At 72.4% G+C, this 22121-nt stretch carries 20 protein-coding genes; 7 read left to right on the top strand and 13 right to left on the bottom strand.

Going from position 1 to position 22121, the window contains the following annotated elements:
- Nucleotides 1-2127, bottom strand: a complete 2127-nt coding sequence (gene glgX / locus SMD11_RS07285) for a glycogen debranching protein GlgX (RefSeq protein WP_087925658.1) — start codon at nt 2125-2127, stop codon at nt 1-3.
- Between the two features lie 413 nt (nt 2128-2540).
- Here glgX and SMD11_RS07280 point away from each other — a divergent pair, with 413 nt between their 5' ends.
- From SMD11_RS07280 to SMD11_RS07260, 4 genes are all read left to right on the top strand, one after another.
- Entirely contained in the window at nt 2541-3791 is a 1251-nt protein-coding gene (locus SMD11_RS07280; protein WP_087925657.1) for an SAV2148 family HEPN domain-containing protein, read from the top strand.
- A gap of 116 nt (nt 3792-3907) precedes the next feature.
- A complete protein-coding gene (locus SMD11_RS07275) occupies nt 3908-4621 on the top strand; it encodes a 3'-5' exonuclease (RefSeq protein ID WP_087925656.1) in 714 nt (237 codons plus the stop codon).
- A gap of 826 nt (nt 4622-5447) precedes the next feature.
- Complete coding sequence (locus tag SMD11_RS07265; RefSeq protein ID WP_234365945.1) at nt 5448-6407, top strand: zinc metalloprotease; 960 nt, start codon at nt 5448-5450, stop codon at nt 6405-6407.
- A gap of 171 nt (nt 6408-6578) precedes the next feature.
- On the top strand, nt 6579-7046 hold the full coding sequence (locus SMD11_RS07260; RefSeq protein WP_087925654.1) for a hypothetical protein: 468 nt from the start codon (nt 6579-6581) through the stop codon (nt 7044-7046).
- A gap of 69 nt (nt 7047-7115) precedes the next feature.
- Here SMD11_RS07260 and SMD11_RS07255 read toward each other — a convergent pair whose 3' ends face one another.
- A complete protein-coding gene (locus SMD11_RS07255; RefSeq protein WP_234365944.1) occupies nt 7116-8009 on the bottom strand; it encodes a phosphotransferase enzyme family protein in 894 nt (297 codons plus the stop codon).
- Nucleotides 8010-8129: 120 nt separating this feature from the next.
- Here SMD11_RS07255 and SMD11_RS07250 point away from each other — a divergent pair, with 120 nt between their 5' ends.
- The 3 genes from SMD11_RS07250 to SMD11_RS07240 all read left to right on the top strand — a co-directional run bounded on the left by SMD11_RS07250 (nt 8130) and on the right by SMD11_RS07240 (nt 11695).
- Nucleotides 8130-9344, top strand: a complete 1215-nt coding sequence (locus tag SMD11_RS07250; protein WP_234365943.1) for a macrolide family glycosyltransferase — start codon at nt 8130-8132, stop codon at nt 9342-9344.
- A gap of 285 nt (nt 9345-9629) precedes the next feature.
- Entirely contained in the window at nt 9630-10862 is a 1233-nt protein-coding gene (locus tag SMD11_RS07245) for a S8 family peptidase (protein WP_087925651.1), read from the top strand.
- Nucleotides 10863-11038: 176 nt separating this feature from the next.
- A complete protein-coding gene (locus SMD11_RS07240; protein ID WP_087925650.1) occupies nt 11039-11695 on the top strand; it encodes a LysE family translocator in 657 nt (218 codons plus the stop codon).
- 18 nt (nt 11696-11713) lie between these two features.
- Here the strand turns inward: SMD11_RS07240 and SMD11_RS07235 are convergent, their stop codons facing one another.
- The 11 genes from SMD11_RS07235 to SMD11_RS07185 all read right to left on the bottom strand — a co-directional run bounded on the left by SMD11_RS07235 (nt 11714) and on the right by SMD11_RS07185 (nt 22102).
- Nucleotides 11714-12511, bottom strand: coding sequence for a sirohydrochlorin chelatase (locus SMD11_RS07235; RefSeq protein WP_087925649.1), 798 nt, complete (start codon nt 12509-12511; stop codon nt 11714-11716).
- Between the two features lie 11 nt (nt 12512-12522).
- The gene (locus SMD11_RS07230; protein WP_087925648.1) at nt 12523-13428 is read right to left on the bottom strand and encodes an ABC transporter permease; all 906 of its coding nucleotides are present in this window, start codon (nt 13426-13428) and stop codon (nt 12523-12525) included.
- Nucleotides 13415-14218, bottom strand: coding sequence for an ABC transporter ATP-binding protein (locus SMD11_RS07225; RefSeq protein ID WP_087925647.1), 804 nt, complete (start codon nt 14216-14218; stop codon nt 13415-13417). Before SMD11_RS07225 ends, SMD11_RS07230 begins: the two co-directional genes overlap by 14 nt.
- Nucleotides 14219-14256: 38 nt before the next feature.
- Nucleotides 14257-15354 (bottom strand): aliphatic sulfonate ABC transporter substrate-binding protein, encoded by a 1098-nt coding sequence (locus SMD11_RS07220; RefSeq protein ID WP_087925646.1) that lies wholly within the window; start codon nt 15352-15354, stop codon nt 14257-14259.
- Nucleotides 15355-15477: 123 nt separating this feature from the next.
- The gene (locus SMD11_RS07215) at nt 15478-16788 is read right to left on the bottom strand and encodes a sulfate adenylyltransferase subunit 1 (RefSeq protein ID WP_087925645.1); all 1311 of its coding nucleotides are present in this window, start codon (nt 16786-16788) and stop codon (nt 15478-15480) included.
- Between the two features lie 2 nt (nt 16789-16790).
- Nucleotides 16791-17699, bottom strand: coding sequence for a sulfate adenylyltransferase subunit CysD (gene cysD / locus SMD11_RS07210; protein WP_087925644.1), 909 nt, complete (start codon nt 17697-17699; stop codon nt 16791-16793).
- A complete protein-coding gene (gene cysC / locus SMD11_RS07205; protein WP_087925643.1) occupies nt 17696-18229 on the bottom strand; it encodes an adenylyl-sulfate kinase in 534 nt (177 codons plus the stop codon). The genes cysD and cysC overlap by 4 nt, the downstream gene beginning before the upstream one ends.
- A 26-nt stretch (nt 18230-18255) precedes the next feature.
- Complete coding sequence (locus SMD11_RS07200; protein WP_087925642.1) at nt 18256-18939, bottom strand: phosphoadenylyl-sulfate reductase; 684 nt, start codon at nt 18937-18939, stop codon at nt 18256-18258.
- Complete coding sequence (locus SMD11_RS07195; RefSeq protein WP_087925641.1) at nt 18926-19102, bottom strand: hypothetical protein; 177 nt, start codon at nt 19100-19102, stop codon at nt 18926-18928. The genes SMD11_RS07200 and SMD11_RS07195 overlap by 14 nt, the downstream gene beginning before the upstream one ends.
- The gene (locus SMD11_RS07190) at nt 19099-20823 is read right to left on the bottom strand and encodes a nitrite/sulfite reductase (protein WP_087925640.1); all 1725 of its coding nucleotides are present in this window, start codon (nt 20821-20823) and stop codon (nt 19099-19101) included. Before SMD11_RS07190 ends, SMD11_RS07195 begins: the two co-directional genes overlap by 4 nt.
- Before the next feature lie 676 nt (nt 20824-21499).
- The gene (locus SMD11_RS07185) at nt 21500-22102 is read right to left on the bottom strand and encodes a GNAT family N-acetyltransferase (RefSeq protein WP_199843816.1); all 603 of its coding nucleotides are present in this window, start codon (nt 22100-22102) and stop codon (nt 21500-21502) included.
- Between the last annotated feature and the right edge of the window lie 19 nt (nt 22103-22121).

Below are 22121 nucleotides of genomic sequence, written 5' to 3'. Positions count from 1 at the left end.
CTACGCCGGGCGCTGCAACACCGTCAGGCTGCGGTCCGTCAGCGTCAGCCGGTCACCGGCCTGGACCTTGGGCCCGTCGGTCTCCACGCCGTGCGGGCGGGCGGTGTCCACCACGACCTGCCACTGCCGGCCGTGGTCCACGGGCACCACGAAGTCCAGCGGGGCGTCGTGCGCGTTGAACATCAGCAGGAACGAGTCGTCGACGATCGGCTCGCCGCGCGGGCCCGGCTCGGAGATCGCGCCGCCGTTGAGGAAGACCGTCAGCGATTTGGCGTGCGAGGCGTGCCAGTCGCGCTCGCGCATCTCGTCCCCCTCATGGGTGAACCACGCGATGTCCGAGAGCTCGTCGTGCGTGCCCTGCACCGGGCGGCCGTGGAAGAAGCGCCGGCGCCGGAAGACGGGGTGGTCCCGGCGGAGCCAGACCATGGCCCGGGTGAACTCCAGCATCCGGCGCGCGCGGGCGGTGGAGCCGTCGGAGGGGTGCGGCCAGCGCACCCAGGAGATCTCGTTGTCCTGACAGTAGGCGTTGTTGTTGCCGAGCTGGGTGCGCGCGAACTCGTCGCCGTGGCTGAGCATCGGCACGCCCTGAGACACCATCAGGGTGGCGATGAAGTTGCGCATCTGACGTTCCCGCAGGTCGAGCACCCCGGCGTCGTCGGTCTCGCCCTCCGCCCCGCAGTTCCAGGAGCGGTTGTGGCTCTCGCCGTCACGGTTCTGCTCGCCGTTGGCGGCGTTGCGCTTGTCGTTGTACGAGACCAGGTCGTGCAGGGTGAAGCCGTCGTGGCAGGTGACGAAGTTGATGGAGGCCAGGGGGCGCCTGCCGTCGCCCTGGTAGAGGTCGGAGGAGCCGGTCAGCCGGGACCCGAACTCGGCCAGGGTCGCGGGCTCGCCGCGCCAGAGGTCCCGGGACGTGTCCCGAAATTTGCCGTTCCATTCGGCCCACAACGGCGGAAAATTCCCCACCTGGTAGCCGCCCTCGCCGACGTCCCACGGCTCGGCGATCAGCTTCACCTGGCTGACGACCGGGTCCTGCTGCACCAGGTCGAAGAACGACGACAGCCGGTCCACCTCGTGGAACTGCCGGGCCAGCGTCGCCGCCAGATCGAAGCGGAAGCCGTCCACCCGCATCTCGGTCACCCAGTAGCGCAGCGAGTCCATGATCAGCTGGAGCACGTGCGGGCTGCGCATCAGCAGGGAATTGCCGGTGCCGGTCGTGTCCATGTAATAGCGCGGGTCCTCCGCGAGCCGGTAGTACGAGGCGTTGTCCAGACCCCGGAAGGAGAGCGTCGGCCCCAGATGGCTGCCCTCCGCCGTGTGGTTGTAGACCACATCCAGAATGACCTCGATGCCCGCCGCGTGCAGCGCCCGCACGGCCGACTTGAACTCCAGCACCTGCTGGCCGCGGTCGCCCCAGGAGGCGTAGGCGTTGTGCGGGGCGAAGAACCCGATGGTGTTGTAGCCCCAGTAGTTGGCCATCCCCGCGTCCACCAGCCGGTGGTCGTGCACGAACTGATGGACCGGCATCAGCTCGATCGCCGTCACGCCCAGCTCGGTCAGGTGCTCGATGACCGCCGGGTGCGCCAGGGCCGCGTACGTCCCCCGGATCTCCTCCGGCAGCGCCGGGTGGCGCATCGTCAGGCCCTTCACATGGGCCTCGTAGATGACCGTCCGGTGGTAGTCCGTACGCGGCGGCCGGTCGTCGCCCCAGTCGAAGTACGGATTGACCACCACCGACGTCATCATGTGCGGTGCCGAGTCCATGTCATTGCGCTTCTCCGGCCGCCCGAAGTGGTAGCCGTAGACCGCCTCGCCCCAGTCGACCTCCCCGCTCACCGCCCGCGCGTACGGATCGAGCAGCAGCTTGGCGGAGTTGCAGCGGTGCCCGCGCTCCGGCTCGTACGGGCCGTGCGCCCGGAAGCCGTAGCGCTGACCGGGCATGATGCCCGGCAGATAGGCGTGCCGCACGAACGCGTCGCTCTCGCGGAGCTCCACCGCCGTCTCCGAGCCGTCGTCGTGCAGCAGGCACAGCTCGATCCGCTCGGCGGCCTCGGAGAAGACCGCGAAGTTGGTGCCGGCGCCGTCGTAGGTGGCGCCGAGGGGGTACGCCTGTCCCGGCCAGACCTGCATGAGTCGACTCTTCCCGTTCGTCGTAGGGGATGCTCGGGACCGAACCGGCATCCTTGCCCAACCGAAGCCCTCGAGCCGCCCTTTCGGCAGATCTTCCCCAAAAGGAGCGCACCCACGGCTCCCTTCGGCTAGTCCGACCGGGTGACTGGCCCGTACCGGCCGCTGACCGGCCGGTTCCGCCCCACCCCGCTCGGCAGGCCCTCGCGCCCCGCCGACCGCCCGTCAGCGACCCGCCCGGGGAACCGTCGTGGACCTGCCGCTATGAAACGGCTCACTCCCGTCGCACGGGCCCGGGACAACACCTACGAAGGACGGGAGAGTTGGTGGAGGACCCGTCGCGTCCGGGTGCAGGGTCCGCCGCCCGCGCAGTAGTCTGCCTTGATCGTTGGACGGGGGCGGAAGGCGGTGCACTGGTGAGCTCGGGCGGGCTGGAGCTGCCCTCTGGAGACAGTTGTCCCGGGGGAGACGGTTCGGCCGACGCACCACCCGGCGCGGTCTCCGTGGCGCGGCCGATGGAGATCGGCGCGGCACTGGACTGGGACGCCGAGGCGTGGGGAGAGGTACGCACCCGCGCGCGGCGGGCCGGGCGTGCCTACATCTGGCTGAATCTCGTCGAACAACGGCTGCGGGCGGTCGTCGCCGCCGTGCTGCGGCCGGTCTACGAACCGGTCCACGGCGAGGACGAATGGGTGGTCGCCGCGGCCGGGCCGGCCGGCCAGGAATGGGTGCAGCGGGCCGTCGCCGTCCGGGAGGTCAGCCGCCGCAAGGGCTATCTGCTCGACCCGGCCGACGACAACGTCCTCAGCTTCCTCACCCTGCCGCAGCTGCGCGAGCTGCTCGTCCAGCACTGGCCGTGCTTCGAGCCGTACCTGGACGACCGGCGCGAGCTGGAGCTGGCGCTGGACGAGCTGGAGGTCACCCGCAACGTCGTCTCCCGCAACCGCGCGCTGTCCGAGACGGTCCTCGCGCAGGCCGAGCGCGCCTCGGCCCGGCTGCTCAACATCCTCGGCGGCGGCACGGGCGCGGGCGCGCCCTCGGCCGACCGGCTGCCCATCGACGCCGTCGAGGACCTCGTGGGCGACCGCTACGCCGATGTGGTGGGCGTCCACCCCGACCGGGTGCGCCTCCAGCGGCAGCTGCCCGTGGAGGACCTCTTCGGCAGCGCCCGCCGCCTCGACGCGGTGGGCATAGGCCTGAACCTCCTCGTGCAGAACTACTCGGGCCGGCGGCTCGTCCGCCTCGCCGAGTCCGGCTGCCGGGCCCGGCTGCTCTTCCTCAACCCCGCCAGCAGCGCCGTGCGGCGGCGCGAGCGGGAACTGGGGATCAAGAAGGGCGAGATGAGCCGGTCCGTCGAGATGAACATCATGCACATGCGGCGGGTGCGGGACCGGCTGCGGGACACCGCGGCCTTCGAGATCCGCGTCTTCGACGAGACGCCGCGCTTCACCGCCTACCTGGTCAACGGCGACGGCTCGGACGGCCTGGCGGTCGTCCAGTCCTACCTGCGCAAGGCCCGGGGCATGGAGGCCCCCGTGCTGGTGCTCCGGGGCGGCGGCAACGTCCTGCGGGACAACCGGAACCCCGATGACGGCACGCACGGGCTCTTCGAGACCTACCGCGAGGAGTTCGAGAGCGTCTGGGTGGACTCGCGGCCGGTCTCCTGAGGCGGCCGGCCGGGACTCCCGCGACGGCCGGTGCGCCTGACGGGCCATGGGACGTTGTCAGTGGGGCATGCGACGCTGAGGACCAGTCGGGGGAAGCACCACGAAGGGGGAGCGCCATGGGGTGGCATCAGGAGCTGCTGATCGGATTCGACCTGGAGACGACGGGCACGGACCCCACCGAGGCGCGCGTCGTCACGGCCGCCGTCGTCGAGACCAAGGCCGGAGAGGTCATCGGCCGCCGGGAGTGGCTGGCCGACCCGGGCGTCCCCGTCCCGGCCGAGGCCGCCGCCGTCCATGGCGTCACCACCGAGCGCGCGGCGCTGGGCAGGCCGGCCCGCGAGGTGGTCGAGGAGATAGCGGCCACCCTCACCGCGCACTGGGCCACGGGCGCGCCCGTCGTCGCGTACAACGCCTGCTTCGACCTGTCGCTGCTGGCGGCGGAGCTGCGGCGGCACGGCCTGCCGTCCCTGGGGGAGCGGCTGGCGGAGTCCGGCGCGGCGGGCGGGGAGACGGGCCCGGTCGTCGATCCGTACACGATCGACCGCGCCGTCGACCGCTACCGCAAGGGCAAGCGCACCCTGGAAGCGGTCTGCGGGGTGTACGGCGTGGCGCTGGAAGACGCCCACGAGGCGGGCGCGGACGCCCTCGCGGCGGTCCGGGTCGCCCTCGCGGTCGCCGAGCGGTACCCGGAGGTGGCCGGCCGGGATCTGTGGGAGCTGCACCGGGATCAGGAGCGGTGGTACGGGGAGTGGGCGGCGTCGTTCCAGGGGTGGTTGCGGCGCAAGGGGGATGTGGGGGCGGTGATCGATCCTCGGTGGCCGCTGCGGTGACGGTGTGGCCGCTGCGCGGGGCCTTTCCCCAGCCCCGCCCCTTCCCGAAACCGGGGAGGTCCCCGGGCCCCCGTTCCGCGCTCCGCGCGGTGGCCTCAAACGCCGGCCGGGCTGGATTGCCCGGTTCCGGGCAACGACTCAGCCTGTCTGGGGGCACCTCCCAGCGGTAGCTGGGGGAGTTCGAGGACCGGGGTCCGGGGCGGAGCCCCGCACGCGGCGGAGCCGCACATCGGATGCAGCGGGAAGGGGCGGGGTGGGGAAAGGCCCCGCGCAGCGGTACCCCCCGCACCCCACGCCGCCCCCACCGCCGTCACCCCACCCCCACCCGCAACACCTTCCCGTCACACGCCAAAATCTCCAGCTCCCGCCCGACCCCCCGCCCCACCCCCGGAAACCACACCACGACCCGCCGCCCACCACCCCCCATCCGCCAGCACCCCCGCACGGAATCCACCCCGTCACCCCGGCCGATCGGGTGGTCCACAAACACACCCCCCGCCAAGAACTCCATCCCCTTCCGCCCCCGCGCCGGCGGGAACGGGAAGTCGTCCGGGCGGTAGACCGTGACACCGGGTGAGTCCTCCTCGAAGGAGTGCACCCAGTACTGGAGGAGACCGGTGGGGGGCTCGGTCCCGAGTGGCTTGGTCATGCCTCATCCGCCTCTGCCGTCGCCGGGGACACCAGAAAGCGGAATAGCCTCTGGCACTTGCCCCCGGATTGTGTGATGCCCATCACTTCTCCGGACGAATGGGAGTTACGGTAATCGGTATCGGGCCCGACTTCCCCCACCACAGCCGCGCCGTGCGGCCATGCGAGGAGGTCCGGTGTGACCGAGAACCAGGAGACCGGGCGTGCGGGCAGGTCCCCCGAGAGTCTGCTCTGCGGGACCATGGAGGTCCACCGCCGGCTGCTCGACGAACGGCCCGAATACGCCACCGCCCGCGTGGAGGTGGAGAACCGCGCCTTCGCCTACGAGCGGGGCGACGAGGCCACCGCCCGCGCCGGGGTGACCCGGATCCCCGTCGTCGTCCACGTCGTCCACCGCACCGACGCGGAGAACATCGGCGACGCGCAGATCCGCAGCCAGATCGACGTCCTCAACCGCGACTACCGCAAGCGCAACCCGGACGTCGCCGGGACCCCGGCCGTGTGGCAGCCGCTCACCGCCGACAGCAGGATCGAGTTCGCCCTCGCCACCCGAGACCCCGCCGGGCGTCCCACCACCGGCATCACCCGGACCCGTACCGCGACGGCGGGCTTCGGCACCGACGACGCCGTGAAGTTCACGGCCCGGGGCGGCCACGACGCCTGGCCCGCCGACCGCTACCTGAACATGTGGACGTGTGTGCTGCGCCGTGGCCTCCTGGGCTACGCCCAGTTCCCCGGCGGCCCGCCCGCCACGGACGGGGTGGTCATGCTGCACTCGGCGTTCGGCACGACGGGCACCGCCACCGCCCCCTATGACCTCGGGCGCACCGCCACCCACGAGGTCGGCCACTGGCTGAACCTCTTCCACATCTGGGGCGACGACGGCACCGGATGCAGCGGCACCGACCATGTGGCCGACACCCCCAACCAGGGCGGCCCCAACTTCGGAACCCCCGTCTTCCCGGTCGTCAGCTGCGGCAACGCCCCCGACGGCGACATGTTCATGAATTTCATGGACTACACCGAGGACGCGGCGATGTTCATGTTCACCCAGGGCCAGGCCGCCCGGATGGACGCCACCCTCGACGGCCCGCGCTCCTCCTTCACGAGCGCCCCCGAGCCGGAGGGTCCCGCCTGATCCCGGCCGGAACCCGGAAGCCGGCGCCCGCAATATCAGGTCAAACAGTGATGCGAACGCGTCACCGAGACGGAAGTGGCTCCTTCGGTCCCGCCCCCGGATGCCAGAGTCCGGGTGCGGTGCCCGACCCGGGCGCCGGTGAGTGAACTACCTGACCCAAGGAGTTCTCCCGTGCGCAAGAGAACCACCACGCTTCTCGCGACCGCCACGCTCGCCGTCATGACGCTCGCGGGACAGGCGAGCGCCGCGCCCTCGGACCACGCTCCCTCCGCCGCACCGGGCACGGCGGCGGTGCGGCCCGGGACCACCGAGAGCCAGACGCTCTACGCGCCGTTCGCCCTCCACCACAACGAGTCGGTCAGCTCCAACACGGCCAGGCTCGTCATGCAGTCCGACGGCAACCTCGTCGTCTACGACGAGTTCAACAGGGCCCGCTGGGCGTCCAGGACGGTCGGCCAGGGCTGGTCGGCCCAGTTCCAGACGGACGGCAACTTCGTCGTCTACACCCGCAACGGCCGCGCGGTCTGGGACTCCAGGACCGCCGGGCACCCGGGATCGCGGCTGGCCGTCCAGGACGACGGCAACGTCGTCATCTACGACGGCAGCCAGGCCATCTGGTCGACGCGCACCGCTCACTGACCGCGGGAGCGGGGCTCCCGGCCGGGCCCGGTGAGGGCCCGGTCCACCGGCGTGGGGGACGCCCTCCGCTCAGAACGCGTGCCAGCGGACCGCCGGGTCGCCCTCGCGCAGGGACGCGACCCGGCGGCCGAACTCGGCGAGGGCCGCGGGGTTGCCCGGGGCGTGCTGGGCGACCCACGCGCAGCTCGCCGTCTCCCGGGCCCCGCGCAGGACCGCGCAGCCGTCCCACTCCCGGACGTCCCACCCGTAGGCCGCGACGAAGTCGTCGTACGCCCGCGGGTCCAGGCCGTACCGGTCGCGGCTGAGGGCGAGCACCACCAGGTCGTGCTCGCGCAGGTCGCCGGAGAAGGTCTCCAGGTCGACCAGGACCGGGCCGTCCGGGCCGACGTGGACGTTGCGCGGCGAGGCGTCGCCATGGATCGGACCCGGGGTCAGGTGCGGGGTCAGCGCGGCGGCCGCCGCCGCGAAGCCGTCGCGCCGCTCGCGCAGATACGCGGCGTCGGCGGGGTCGACGGCGTCGCCCGCCAGCCGCAGCCACCGCTCGACGCCGCCGAGCAGCTCGCGCCGGGGCAGCGCGAAGTCCGGCCGGGGCAGTCCGTGGACCAGCCGCAGCACCGCGGCGAGGTCCCGGGTGCCGGCCGGGCGGACGGATCCGGGGAGCCGGTGCCAGAGCGTCACCGGGTGCCCGCCGGTCTCCCGGACCACGGGCTCGGCCGCCCGTACGGCCGGGACGTCCAGCTCCGCCAGCCAGCCCGCGACGCGCAGTTCATGGGCGGCGCGCTCCCGCAGGGAGGCGTCCCGGCCCACCTTCGCCACCAGGCCGCCGGCGGCGAAGACGGCGTTCTCGCCGAGGGCGAGGAGCGTCGCGTCCGCCGCGGGGACCTCGGGGGCCGCCGCGGCGAGGAGTTCGCGCGCCCGGCGCTCGGTGAAGGCCGTGTCCTTCGCGTCCGCTGCGTCCACCACGTCATACCTCACTTGCCTCGAACCGGTCGCCCCCAGTCTCCCCTCCCACCGCGCGGGGCCGGTCGCCGGGCCCGCGAAATAGATTGCACGATACGTATCGTCTCGCATAATGTCGGGGGCATGAACCACCCGCAGCCTGCCCATATCGCCATGTTCAGCATCGCCGCCCCCGGGCACGTGAACCCCAGCCTGGAGGTGATCCGGGAGCTCGTCGCCCGGGGCCACCGCGTCACCTACGCCATCCCCGAGTCCTTCGCGGGGCTCGTCGCCGGCACCGGCGCCGAGCCGGTGATCTACACCTCGACCCTGCCGACCGAAGCGGACCCGGACGCCTGGGGCAGCGAGCTCATCGACCACTTCGAGCTGTTCCTCGACGACGCGATCCAGGTGCTGCCGCAGCTCGCCGCGGCGTACGAGGGCGACGAGCCGGACATGGTGCTCTACGACATCACGGCTTACCCGGCGCGGGTGCTGGCCCACCTCTGGGACGTGCCGATCGTCCAGCTCTGCCCGAACCTGGTCGCCTGGAACGGGTACGAGGAGGAGGTCGGGAACGCCCTGCTCGACCCGATCAAGCGGAGCCCGCGCGGTATCGCCTACTACGAGCGCTTCACCGGCTGGCTCGCCGAGCACGGCATGGACATCCACCCCGACCTCTTCATAGGCCTCCCCGACCGCTGTCTGGCCCTCATCCCGCGCGCCATGCAGCCGCACGCGGACCGCGTCGACGAGGTCCGCACCACCTTCACCGGGCCCTGCCGCGGCGACCGTTCGCACCAGGGCGCCTGGGAGCGGCCCGCCGGCGCGGAGCGGGTCCTGCTGGTCTCGCTGGGCTCCACGTACACCAAGCAGCCCGCGTTCTACCGCGAGTGCCTCGCCGCCTTCGGTGACCTGCCCGGCTGGCACGTCGTCCTCCAGATCGGCAAGCACGTCGACCCGGCCGAACTCGGAACGGTGCCCGCCAACGTCGAGATCCACCGGTGGGTGCCGCAGGTGTCCGTCCTGGAGCAGGCGGACGCCTTCATCACCCACGCGGGCATGGGCGGTTCGCAGGAGGGCCTCGCCTGCGGCGTGCCGATGGTCGCCGTGCCGCAGGCGGTCGACCAGTTCGGCAACGCCGCGCTCCTGGAGGAGCTGGGGGTCGGCCGGCACGTCCCGGCGGAGCGGGCCGACGCCCGGACCCTGCGGGAGGCCGTGCTCTCGCTGGTGGACGACCCCGAGGTGGCCCGCCGGTCGGCCCGGCTCAAGGCGGAGCTGGCGGCCGAGGGCGGCACGCCGCGCGCGGCGGACCTCGTCGAGGCGGAGCTGGAGCGCGCGGTGTCCGTGTGTAGCTGATATTGCATCAGCAATGAAACAGCCCACGCGCAAAGGAAGTTAGTCATGTGTCTTTCAAGTAAAACGTGACAGCCTCCGTCAAGAGGGCTGTCCAATTTGCCGTCGTTCAAAGGGGTTTGAAGATACGCAATGACGTTGCGTATGTCACACCTGCGTGCGGATGTTGAATTGAGCGCGTCAACCCTGACAGGGTTTCGAACACCCGGAGCAAGAGCTTCCGTTGCTCCGGATGCGTTGCGAAACGCGCAATTCCCCCCCCACATCCGCACGAGGAGGAACCTCGTCATGGCATCACACAAGCGCGCCGGAAAGCGACGGCTCGTACTGGCGATATCCGCCGCGGCGGCCGTCACGGCAGGGGCCACCCTGCTCGCCCTGCCGGCCGGCGCCGCTCCCGCCGAGGGAACCGTCTACGGCACGGACGCCAAGGGCGCGATCGACGGCAGCTACATCGTCCTGCTGAAGGACGGCGCGAGTGCCAAGGGCGCCCACGCCATCGCTTCCTCGCAGGACAAGAAGGACCTCGCCGCCCGCTACGGCGGCAAGCTCAACCGCAGCTACGACTCGGCCGTCCACGGCTTCTCGGCCAGCGGCCTCGACTCCACCGAGGCCAAGCGGCTCGCCGCCGACCCGTCCGTCGCCAAGGTCGTGCAGAACCACACCTTCAGCATCAACGCCACCCAGGAGGCCCCACCCTCCTGGGGGCTGGACCGGATCGACCAGGCCGACACCAAGGGTGACGGCAAGTACGACTACCCGGACGGCGCCGGTGAGGGCGTGACCGCGTACGTCATCGACACCGGCGTCCGCGTCAGCCACAAGGACTTCGGCGGCCGCGCCACCTCGGGCTTCGACGCGGTCGACGGCGACGACAACGCCGACGACGGCAACGGCCACGGCACCCACGTGGCCGGCACCATCGCCGGAACCGCGCACGGCGTCGCCAAGAAGGCGAAGATCGTGGGCGTCCGGGTGCTCGACGCCAACGGATCCGGCTCCACCGAGCAGGTCGTCGCGGGCATCGACTGGGTCACCAAGAACCACAAGGGCCCCTCCGTCGCCAATATGAGCCTCGGCGGCGGCGCGGACGAGGCGCTCGACGCGGCCGTCCAGAAGGCCATCGCCTCCGGCGTCACCTTCGCCGTCGCGGCGGGCAACGAGTCCGCCGACGCCGGCAAGGGCTCCCCGGCCCGGGTGAAGGAGGCCATCACCGTCGCCTCCAGCACCGAGAGCGACCAGCAGTCCGACTTCTCCAACTTCGGCGCCTCGGTCGACATCTACGCCCCCGGCTCGGAGATCACCTCCGACTGGAACGACAGCGACACCGGCACCAAGACCATCTCCGGTACCTCCATGGCCACCCCGCACGTCGTGGGCGCCGCCGCGGTCTACCTGAGCGGTCACAAGGACGCGACCCCCGACCAGGTCGCGGCCGCCCTCGTCCAGGGCGCCACCCCGGACAAGATCTCCAACCCCAGCGCGGGCACGCCCAACAAGCTGCTGAAGGTCGTCAAGTAGCGGAGCCACCGGCTCCGGAGCACCCCTCGCATCCCGACTGACACGGCCGGAAGGGCCGTACGGCCGGTCGTCGCGCCCCACCCCCACGGGGCGCGACGGCCGGCCTCGCCGCGTTCCGCTCCGGCTACAGTCGCCCTGGTCAGCCCCTTTCGTATTCCGTATGACAGGAGTTCACCGTGACGGCCGCGATACTCGGCTTCGCCCTCTTCTCCCTCCTGGTGGCCATGGCGCCCGGCCCCGACACCCTGCTCGTCCTGCGCAACTGCCTGCGCGGCGGGCGCCGTACGGGCACGGCCACGGCCCTCGGCGCGGCGGTCGGCTCCCTCGCCTGGGGCGTCGCGGCGGCCTTCGGCCTGGCGGCGGCGCTCCAGCGCTGGGACACGGCCTTCACCGTCGTACGGCTCGTGGGCGCCGCGTACCTGGTCCTCCTCGGCGCCCAGGCCCTGTGGGCCCACCGGCCGCGGCGCGGCGGCGCGACCGCCGGCGTGGCAGCGGCGGAGGAGCCGGCGTTCGCGCGGGCCGGCCGGGCGCCCGGCGTGGCCGAGGCGTTCCGGCAGGGCCTGCTGAGCTGCCTGCTCAACCCCAAGGTGGGTGTCTTCTTCGTCGCGGTCGTCCCGCAGTTCCTGCCGGAGGGCGGCTCGCCGTTCGGTACGACGCTGCTGTTCGGGGTCGTCGACGCGGTCGTGGCGGCGGCGTGGATGGTGCTGGTCGCGGTGTGCGCGGCCCGGATGGTCTCCTGGCTGCGCCGCCCGAGGGTGAACCGGAACCTGGAGCGGGCCACCGGCGGGGTACTGGTCGCGCTGGGCCTCGGGGCGGCGGCGGAGTCGGTCTGAGGCTCCGCCGCCGCGCGCTCAGACGCCGGAAGGGCCCGCGGACCCGGCCCGTCCGGCGGGCGAGGACAGCTCGGGAAGGAGCGGGGCGGTGAGCGGGCCCTCCGCCCCCACCTCGTCGTACCGGCGCACCACGAGCCGACCCACCTCCGGCGCCGCCCCCAGTACCCCCGCCAGCACATCCGCCTCCGCCGCCCCGTGCGCGATGCGGTCCGGGAGCCGCCCCGGCGCCAGGACGTACGGCGCCACCACCACCCGCCGCACCCCCTCCGCCCGCAGCGCCCGCACGGCGTCCTCCGTACGGGGCAGCCGGGCCGAGGCGAACGCGGGGCGGACGGCGCGCCAGCCGCCCGTGTGCCGCCACTCCCGGGCGAGCGCGGCGAACTCCTCGGCCGCCGCCGGGTCGGAGGAGCCCGCCGCGGCCAGGACGACCCCGGTCGAGCCCCGGTCGGCGGCGCCCACCCCGGCCTCGCGCAGCCGCCGTTCGAGCGCGGCCGTCAGCAGGGGCGACGGCCCCAGCACCGCCGCCTGCCGGATCCGCAGCCCGGGCAGCCGGGCCGCCGCCCCGCGCAGCACGGCCGGGAGGTCCACCTTGGCGTGGAACGCCCGGCCCAGCAGCAGCGGCAGCGCCACCACCTCCGTCACCCCGTCCGCGGCCAGCCGCTCCAGGGCCCGCGGCACGCCCGGCGCGCAGAGGTCCAGATAGGCCACCTCGGTACGGAGCCCCGGCCGCAGCACCGTCACCACCGCGCGGAGCGCCTCCACCGTCGCCGCGTGACGGGCGTCCCGGCTGCCGTGCGCGACGAGCAGGAGAGCCACGGCCGCGCCCCTTACCGGCCGCCCGCCGCCGCCAGCCCGCGGACGCGCAGCACACGGCGCTCCAGCGGGCTGAAGACGATCAGGTCGATGGCGATTCCGACGAACAGGATGAGGATGATGCCGAGCAGCACCCCCGGCATGTCGGAGTCGGTGCGCGAGTTCTCCAGGAACTGCCCCAGCCCCAGCCCCAGGTCGGGGGAGGAGGCGATGAGCTCGGCGGCCATCAGCGACCGCCAGGAGAACGCCCAGCCCTGCTTGAGCCCCGCGATGTAGCCGGGCAGGGCGGCCGGCAGCAGGACGTGCCAGGCGCCGCGCGCCCCGGTGGCGCCCATGGTGCGCCCGGCCCGCAGGTAGAGCGGCGGCACCTGGTCGATGCCGGACACCAGGCCGTTGGCGATCGACGGCACCGCGCCCAGCAGGATCACCGCGTACATCGCCGAGTCCGTGATGCCCAGCCAGATCACCGCGGCGGGCACCCAGGCGACGGACGGCAGCGACTGGAGGCCCGAGAGGATCGGGCCCAGGGCCGCCCGGACGAACCGCACCCGGGCGACCAGCAGGCCGAGCGGCGTGCCGATCGCGAGCGCGGCGAGGAACCCGAGCAGGCCGCGCGAGACGCTGGTCCAGACGATGTCCAGCAGGGTGCCCTGGAGCCACAGTCCGGTGAGGCTGTCCCAGACCGCCGACGGGTCGGGCAGCTTGTAGTCGTCCGTGACCCCGGCCAGGACCAGGAGCTTCCAGACGGCGACCACGAGGAGCACCGCCAGCACCGGCGGCAGCACCTTGTGCAGCAGGACCTCGGTGAACGACGTGCGCTTGACCTGTACGGACTCCAGGGCGTCGAGCCCGGCCTCCAGACCGGCCAGGTCCTGGGGCTCCGCGGGCGGGCGGGGCGCGGGGGCCTCAGTGCTGGCCATGGCGGCGGATCTCCTTGCGCAGTTCCTCGGTGATCTCCACGGACAGGTCCGCGACGGCCGCGTCCTCGATGCGACGCGGCTGCGGTATGTCCACCGCCCACTCGCGGGCCACCCGGCCCGGCCGGGAGGACAGCAGCACCACCCGTTCGGCGAGCCGCACCGCCTCCCGGACGTTGTGGGTGACGAACAGCACCGACAGCCGGGTCTCGGACCAGATCCGGGTCAGCTCGTGGTGCAGCACGTCCCGGGTGATGGCGTCGAGCGCGGCGAACGGCTCGTCCATCAGCAGCAGCCGGCTGTCCTGCGCCAGCGCGCGGGCCAGCGCGACCCGCTGCCGCATCCCGCCCGACAGCTCGTGCACCCGCTTGCCGTACGCGCCGCCGAGCCGTACGAGCTCCAGCAGCCGCTCCGCCTCCGGGCGGCGGGCGGCCCGCGGCACCCCGCGCAGCCGCAGGGCCAGTTCGATGTTGCGGCCCGCGGTCAGCCACGGGAACAGGGCGTGCTCCTGGAACATCAGGGCCGGGCGCCCGCCGGGCACCTCGATGGTGCCGGCGGTCGGCCGGTCCAGGCCGGCGACCAGGTTCAGCAGCGTCGACTTGCCGCAGCCGGAGGCGCCGAGCAGGCAGACGAACTCGCCGGGGCGGACGGAGAGGGTGATGTCGTCGAGGACGGGCTGGGCCGAACCGGGACGGCCGAAGCTCTTGTGGACGTGGTCGATCCGTACGGCGGCGGGCGCGTCGTCCGCCACCTCGGCCGGGCCGGGCTTGTCGGTGGTCAGGGCCGGGGACATCCGGTCACCTCCTGGTTCCGTTCGCGAGGCGTCACTGATCACTGCTTGCCGAGACCGGCGGCGTCGGCCGGCTTCCCGCCCTCGGCCTTGAGAACCTTGTTGAGCGTGGTGAGGTGGTAGATGCCCGACAGGTCCGGCTTCTCCAGGAGCCCCGCCTCGACGGCGTGGGCGGCCTCCTCGTCCAGGGTCTTCGCCAGCGGGTCGTCGGTGACCTCGATGCTCTTCCAGGCGGGGTCGAGGATGCCCGCGGGCAGCTCCTTGCCGGAGAGCTTCTTCAGCGCGGCGTTGGCGGACGCCTTGGCCTTGTCCGGGTTGCCCTTGATCCAGGCGTTGGTGCGCACGGAGCCGCGCAGCACGGCCTCGACCACGTCCGGGTGCTTGTCGAGGAACTTCTGCGACACGATCACATTGGTGATCACGAACTTCTTGTCCGGCCACAGGGTGGCCTCGTCCAGCAGGACCTTCCCGCCCTGGGAGACCAGCTTGGACGCGGTCGGCTCGGGCACCCACGCGCCGTCGACCGAGCCCGCCTTGAAGGCGTCGGGCGTCACCTTGTTGTCCGTACGGACGACCGAGACGTCGCCCTTGCCGCTCTGCGGGTCGACCTTCCAGCCCTTGGTGGCGATCCAGTGGAGGAACGCCACGTCCTGGGTGTTGCCCTTCTGCGGGGTGGCGATCCGCTTGCCCTTGACGTCGTCGAGGGAGGAGATCTTCTTGGGGTCGACGACCAGCTTCACGCCGCCGGAGGCCGAACCGGAGATGATCCGCAGGCTCTTGCCCTTGGACTTCACATAGCCGTTGATGGCGGGCGACGGGCCGATCCAGCCGATGTCGATCGAGCCCGCGTTGAGCGCCTCGATCTCGGACGGGCCCGCGTTGAAGGTCGTCGACCGGAGCTTGGTGCCGCCCAGCTCCTTCTGGATCAGCCCTTCCTGCTCGCCGACCAGCGGGGTGGCATGGGTGATGTTGGGGAAGTAGCCGATCCGGACGGTGTCGGCGGAGAGCTTGGCGCCCTTCGCCCCGGCGTTCTCCGCCCGGTCCTCCTTCTTCTCCGAGCCGTAGCCGCAGGCGCCGAGGGCGCCGAGCAGCAGGGGGAGGGCGGCGGCCGCCAGGGCACGACGAACTGCGACAGACACGAGGGGGGTTCCTCTCGAACGATCCGGGCGGTGCGTGCGCGCACGGCGGCCCGGCGGCGGAGCGGGGACTTGAGGGACGGACGGCGAGGCGGCGCGGTCAGCGACAACAACACGTCATGATCATCAGAAGTCCCAGCCTTCGTCGTCGGCCACGGCGGCCACGGGGGCGAACGCCGCCTGGGCGTCGCCCGCCATGCCCGCCGTCAGGGTGGTCCCGTCGGCCGGGTCGATGAGGAGGAAGGCGCCCGTCCGGCGTGAGCGGTGGTACGGGTCGAGCGCGAGCGGCTCGGCCGTGCGGAGGGTGACCCGGCCGATGTCGTTGGCGGCCAGCTCACCGGGGTGCGGGTGGTGGGAGAGGTCCCCGAGGGTGAGCCGGGAGGGGATGTCCTTGACGATCGCCTTGACCGTGCGGGTGGTGTGCTTGAGCAGGACCCGGTCGCCGGGGCGCAGCGGCCGGTCGGCGACGTGGCAGACCGTGGCCGCCACGTCCTGGGTGGGTACGGGCGCGGTGGCGGCCGGGGCGATCAGGTCGCCGCGCGAGACGTCCAGGTCGTCCGCGAGCCGCAGGGTCACCGACTGGGGCGCGAAGGCGGTGTCGACGCCGGTGCCCAGGGCGTCGATCGCGCTGACGGTGCTGGTGCGGCCGGAGGGCAGGACGGTGACCCGGTCGCCCACCCGGAAGGTGCCGGAGGCGATCTGGCCGGCGTAGCCGCGGTAGTCACGGTGGGCGGGCGTCTGGGGGCGGATCACGTACTGGACGGGGAAGCGGGCGTCCTCGGCGTCCGGGTCGGTGACGACGGGCACCGTCTCCAGGTGTTCGAGGACGGTGGGGCCGCCGTACCAGTCCATGTGCGCGGACGGGGTGACGACGTTGTCGCCGGCCAGTGCCGAGATCGGGATGGCGGTGACCTCGGGGATGCCGAGGGAGGCGGCGTAGGCGGTGAATTCGTCGGCTATGGCGGCGAAGGCGGGTTCGGCGTAGCCGGCGAGGTCCATCTTGTTGACGGCGAGTACGAGGTGGGGGACGCGCAGCAGGGCGGCGACGGCGGCGTGGCGGCGGGTCTGTTCGACGACGCCGTTGCGGGCGTCGACGAGGACGATGGCGAGCTGGGCGGTGGAGGCGCCGGTGACCATGTTGCGGGTGTACTGCACGTGGCCGGGTGTGTCGGCGAGGATGAAGCGGCGGCGTGGGGTGGCGAAGTAGCGGTAGGCGACGTCGATGGTGATGCCCTGTTCGCGCTCCGCCCGCAGGCCGTCCGTGAGGAGTGCGAGGTCGGGTGCTTCCTGGCCGCGGTTGCGGGAGGCGTGGGCGACGGCTTCGAGCTGGTCGGCCAGGACGGACTTCGAGTCGTGCAGGAGACGTCCGACCAGCGTGGACTTCCCGTCGTCGACGGAGCCGGCGGTGGCGAAACGCAGGAGAGACGTGGTGGTCATGGTTAGAAGTACCCCTCGCGCTTGCGGTCTTCCATCGCCGCTTCCGACAGCTTGTCGTCGGCGCGGGTGGCGCCGCGCTCGGTCAGGCGGGAAGCGGCGATCTCGGCGATGACGGCCTCGATGGTCAGCGCGTCGGAGTCGACGGCGCCGGTGCAGGACATGTCGCCGACGGTGCGGTAGCGCACCAGCCGTCTCTCCACCCGCTCGCCCTCCTTGGGCCCGCCCCACTCGCCGGGGGCCAGCCACATCCCGGCCCGGGCGAAGACCTCGCGCTCGTGCGCGTAGTAGATGGAGGGCAGTTCGATCTTCTCGCGGGCGATGTACTGCCACACGTCGAGCTCGGTGAAGTTCGACAGGGGGAAGACGCGGACGTGTTCGCCGGGGGCGTGGCGGCCGTTGTAGAGCTGCCAGAGTTCCGGGCGCTGGCGGCGCGGGTCCCAGCCGCCGAATTCGTCGCGCAGCGAGAAGACGCGTTCCTTGGCCCGCGCCTTCTCCTCGTCCCGCCTGCCACCGCCGAACACCGCGTCGAAACGGTGGCGTTCGATGGCGTCGAGAAGGGGGAGGGTCTGAAGGGGGTTCCGGGTGCCGTCGGGCCGCTCGCGCAGCCTTCCGTCGTCGATGAATTCCTGCACCGAGGCCACTTCGAGGCGCAGTCCGTGTTCGGCCACCACGCGGTCCCGGTAGGCGAGGACCTCGGGGAAATTGTGCCCGGTGTCCACGTGCAGCAGGGAGAACGGCACGGTCGCGGGTGCGAAGGCCTTCAGTGCCAGGTGCAGCATGACGATGGAGTCCTTGCCGCCGGAGAAGAGGATCACCGGCCGCTCGAACTCCCCGGCCACCTCGCGGAAGACGTGCACCGCCTCCGACTCCAGCGCGTCCAGGTGCGACAGCGTCCACCCGTTCCCGCTCATGCCAGTCCCCTCTCCACCAGCAGCCGGTGCACCCCGGCGGCCGACTCCGGCACGCTCGTCCCGTGCGCCTCGATCCGTAGATCCGGCGCCACCGGCTCCTCGTACGGGTCGTCCACCCCGGTGAGCCCGGAGATCTCGCCCGCGGCCTGCTTGGCGTACAGGCCCTTCACGTCCCGGACCGAGCAGACCTCCACGGGCGTCGCCACGTGCACCTCCAGATACGCGGTGCCGTGCTCCTGGTGGTGCTTGCGCACCGCCTCCCGGGCGTCGGCGTAGGGCGCGATCACCGGGACGAGGACGGCCACCCCGTGGCGGGCGAGCAGCTCGGCGACGAAGCCGATCCGCCGCACGTTGGTGTCGCGGTCCTCACGGGAGAAGCCCAGACCGGCCGAGAGGAACTCGCGGATCTCGTCACCGTCCAGCACCTCCACCTGCCGCCCCTCGCCGCGCAGCCGCTCGGCCAGCGCCCGCGCGATCGTGGTCTTCCCCGCGCTCGGCAGCCCGGTCAGCCAGATGGTGGCCCCGCTCATCGCTCGCTCCCTGCTCCCCTGTGCGGTCATCCGTGCAGCCCGCACTCGGTCTTGGCGCGCCCGGCCCAGCGGCCGGCGCGGCTGTCCTCGCCCTCCGCGACCCTGTGGGTGCAGGGCGCGCAGCCGACGGAGGCGTAGCCGTCCATCAGCAACGGGTTGGTGAGGACCCCGTGTTCGGCGACGTAGGCGTCCACGTCGTCCCGCGTCCAGCGGGCGATCGGCGAGACCTTGACCTTGCCCCGCCGGGCGTCCCAGCCGACGACCGGGGTGCCGGCCCGGGTCGGCGACTCGTCGCGGCGCAGGCCGGTCGCCCACGCGTCGTACGCCGCCAGGCCGGCCGTGAGCGGCTCGACCTTCCGCAGCGCGCAGCACAGGTCCGGGTCCCGGTCGTGCAGGCGCGGCCCGTGCTCGGCGTCCTGCTCGGCGACGCTGTGGCGCGGGGTGAGGGTGAGGACGTTGACGTCCATCACGGCCGCGACGGCGTCCCGGGTGCCGATGGTCTCCGGGAAGTGGTAGCCGGTGTCGAGGAACAGCACGTCCACGCCGGGGACGGCGCGGGACGCGAGATGGGCGACGACGGCGTCCTCCATGGAGGAGGTGACGCAGAACCGCGGCCCGAAGGTCCGCGCGGCCCAGTCGAGGATCTCGAGCGCCGGGGCGTCCTCCAGTTCACGGCCCGCGCGCTCGGCGAGTATCTCAAGGTCGGTCATGCGGGGCTCCCTTGGTCAGCCCTCGGGACAGCAGTCCGAGGAACGAGAGCCGGAACGCGCGGTTGCACCCGCCGCATTCCCAGGCCCCGTGACCCTGTTCGGAGGGGCGCAGGTCCTCGTCACCGCAGTACGGGCAGAAGAAGGGGGCGGCTCGCTCGCTCATGAGAGATCGGCCTCCGTGGCGCGCGCGGCCCAGACCGCGAACCGCTCGCCGTCCCTCCGCTGCGCGTCGAAGCGGGTGAGCACGCGCTCGACGTAGTCGGGCAGCTCCGCGGCGGTGACCTTGAGGCCGCGGACCTTGCGGCCGAAGCCGGCCTGGAGGCCCAGCGCGCCGCCGAGGTGCACCTGGTAGCCCTCGACCTGCCGGCCCTCGCCGTCCAGCACCAGCTGGCCCTTGAGGCCGATGTCGGCGGTCTGGATCCGGGCGCAGGCGTTGGGGCAGCCGTTGATGTTGATGGTGACGGGCTCCTCGAAGTCCGGCATCCGGCGTTCCAGTTCGTCGATCAGCGAGGCGCCCCGGGCCTTGGTCTCCACGATGGCCAGCTTGCAGAACTCGATGCCGGTGCAGGCCATCGTGCCGCGCCGGAACGGCGACGGCCGGACCTGGAAGCCGAGCGCCTCCAGCCCCGCGACCAGCGAGTCGACCTGGTCGCCCGGCACGTCGAGGATGATCATCTTCTGTTCGACGGTGGTGCGGAGCCGGTCGCTGCCGTGCGCGGCGGCCAGTTCCGCGATCTTGGTGAGGGTGGCGCCGTCGACCCGGCCCACGCGCGGGGCGAAGCCCACGTAGAAGCGGCCGTCGCGCTGCTCGTGGACGCCGACGTGGTCGCGCCAGCGCGAGCTGGGCTCCTCGGGCGCGGGGCCGTCGAGGAGCTTGCGCCCCAGGTACTCGTCCTCCAGGATCCGCCGGAACTTCTCCGGACCCCAGTCCGCCATCAGGAACTTCAGCCGGGCGCGGGTGCGCAGCCGCCGGTAGCCGTAGTCGCGGAAGATCCCGACGACGCCGGCCCAGACGTCCGCGACCTCGTCCAGCGGCACCCAGGTGCCCAGGCGCTCGGCGAGGCGGGGGTTGGTGGACAGGCCGCCGCCGACCCAGACGTCGAAGCCGGGCCCGTGCTCGGGGTGGCGCACGCCCACGAAAGCGATGTCGTTGATCTCGTGCACCACGTCCTGGACGGGCGAGCCGGAGATCGCGGTCTTGAACTTGCGCGGCAGGTTGGAGAATTCCTTGCTGCCGATGTAGCGGTCGTGGATCTCGTCCACGGCCGGCGTGCCGTCGATGATCTCGTCCGCGGCTATCCCGGCGACGGGCGAGCCGATGATCACGCGGGGGCAGTCGCCGCACGCCTCGGTGGTCGACAGCCCGACCGCCTCGAGCTTCTCCCAGATCGCGGGCACGTCCTCGATCCGCACCCAGTGCAGCTGGATGTTCTGCCGGTCGGTGATGTCGGCGGTGCCCCGCGCGTAGCTCTGCGACACCTCACCGATGGCCCGCAGCTGGGCGACGCTCAGCCGGCCGCCGTCCACGCGCACCCGCAGCATGAAGTACTTGTCGTCCAGCTCCTCCGGCGCCAGGATCGCGGTCTTGCCGCCGTCGATCCCGGGCTTGCGCTGGGTGTAGAGGCCCCACCAGCGCATCCGTCCGCGCAGGTCGTTGGGGTCGATGGAGTCGAAGCCGGACTTGGCGTAGATCGTCTCAATACGTGTCCGCACATTGAGACCGTCGTCGTCCTTCTTGAACTGCTCGTTACCGTTGAGCGGGGTGAAGTGGCCGACGGCCCACTGGCCTTCGCCGCGGTGGCGGCCCGTCTTCCGGCGGGAGGCGGCGGTGGTGGTGGGGGCACTCCCTGCCGGAGGCTGGGGGAGTTCCGAGGTGGCAGCCATGGCGGTATGTCCTTCGGGGTGGCTCTCAAGGCGCGGGAAAGCGCGGGCGCTGTCCTGGCGGCACCCGCATCGACCTGCGGATATGCGTCAGGGGCCCGCGGCGGCGACGCTGCGGCGGTGCGGTGGGCACGGCGGGGTGAGGGGCGCGTCCGCGGCGATGGGGACGGCGTGCGGCGGTGGTGCTGAGGCTGTCAGCGCGCCGGACAGATGGCGCTGGACATGCGGCCGAGATCGACGTGACGTCGGCTCACCAAGACAACTCCTGCGCGGGACATGACGGAAGCGTGGCACGGCGGTCTCGGGGCAGTCCACCATTGTCCGCGATGCGGACGGTTGTGTCTTGGGGAGTGGGACGGGGCGTGGTGGCGGGGCGCTGCTCGGGGCCTGTTCCCCAGCCCCGCCCCTTCCCGAACCGGGGCTCCGCCCCGGACCCCGGTCCTCAATCTCCCCCAGCTACCGCTGGGAGGTGCCCCCAGACGGGCTGATTCGTTGCCCGGAACCGGGTAGGAGAGCCTGGCCACGGAGCGAGGGAAGCGGCTTCCGGCGCACGGAAAGCCGGCCACGGACAGGGGCGAATCCAGCCCGGTCGGCGTTTGAGGCCGCCGCGCGTCAGCGCGGAACGGGGGCCCGGGGCCCTCCCCGGTTCCGGGAAGGGGCGGGTAGGGGAAACCCCCCGTCAGAACAGCCCCGCCCCCGGCCACGGCCCCGGAGTCGGAACGTCCGGCTCCTCCTCCGTTCTCGTCCCGAAGACCCGGAAGCCGCGCCGCTCGTAGTTCCCCAGCGCGTGCGGCCCGTCCTTGCTGCACGTGTGCACCCACACCCGCTTCGTCGGCTGCCGCTCCGGCCACCGCTCCGCCAGGTCCCACGCCCGCGCGGTGCCGATCGACAGCAGCGGCCCGCCGATGCCCCGGCCGCGGAAGGCCGGGAGGAGACCGAAGTAGCTGATCTCCACCGTCCCCTCGTCCTGGGCGTCCAGCTCGATGTACCCGGCCGGCGTCCCGTGCTCGTACGCCACCCACGTCTCGACACCGGGCCGAGCCAGGAACTCCCGCCAGCGGGCGTACGGCCAGTCGAGGCGGTCGGTCCAGGTCAGGTCCCCGCCGACGGCGGTGTAGAGGAACCGGCTGAACTCCGGCGAGGGGACCTCGGACCGGACGATACGGACACCTTCGGGCAGGCGGGACGTCCCGTCCGGCCCGGCCTCCCCGAACGGCGCGAGATCGGCCGGCGACGTCTGCTCCAGGGACCACGTGGTCACACTGGTCGTGCTGATGCTCATGCCGCCCAGCCAACCACGC

The sequence above is a fragment of the Streptomyces albireticuli genome, from assembly GCF_002192455.1.
Lineage (GTDB): Bacteria > Actinomycetota > Actinomycetes > Streptomycetales > Streptomycetaceae > Streptomyces > Streptomyces albireticuli_B.
The sequence above is the reverse complement of the archived record's forward strand: the minus strand, read 5'-3'. Positions and strand labels throughout refer to the sequence as shown.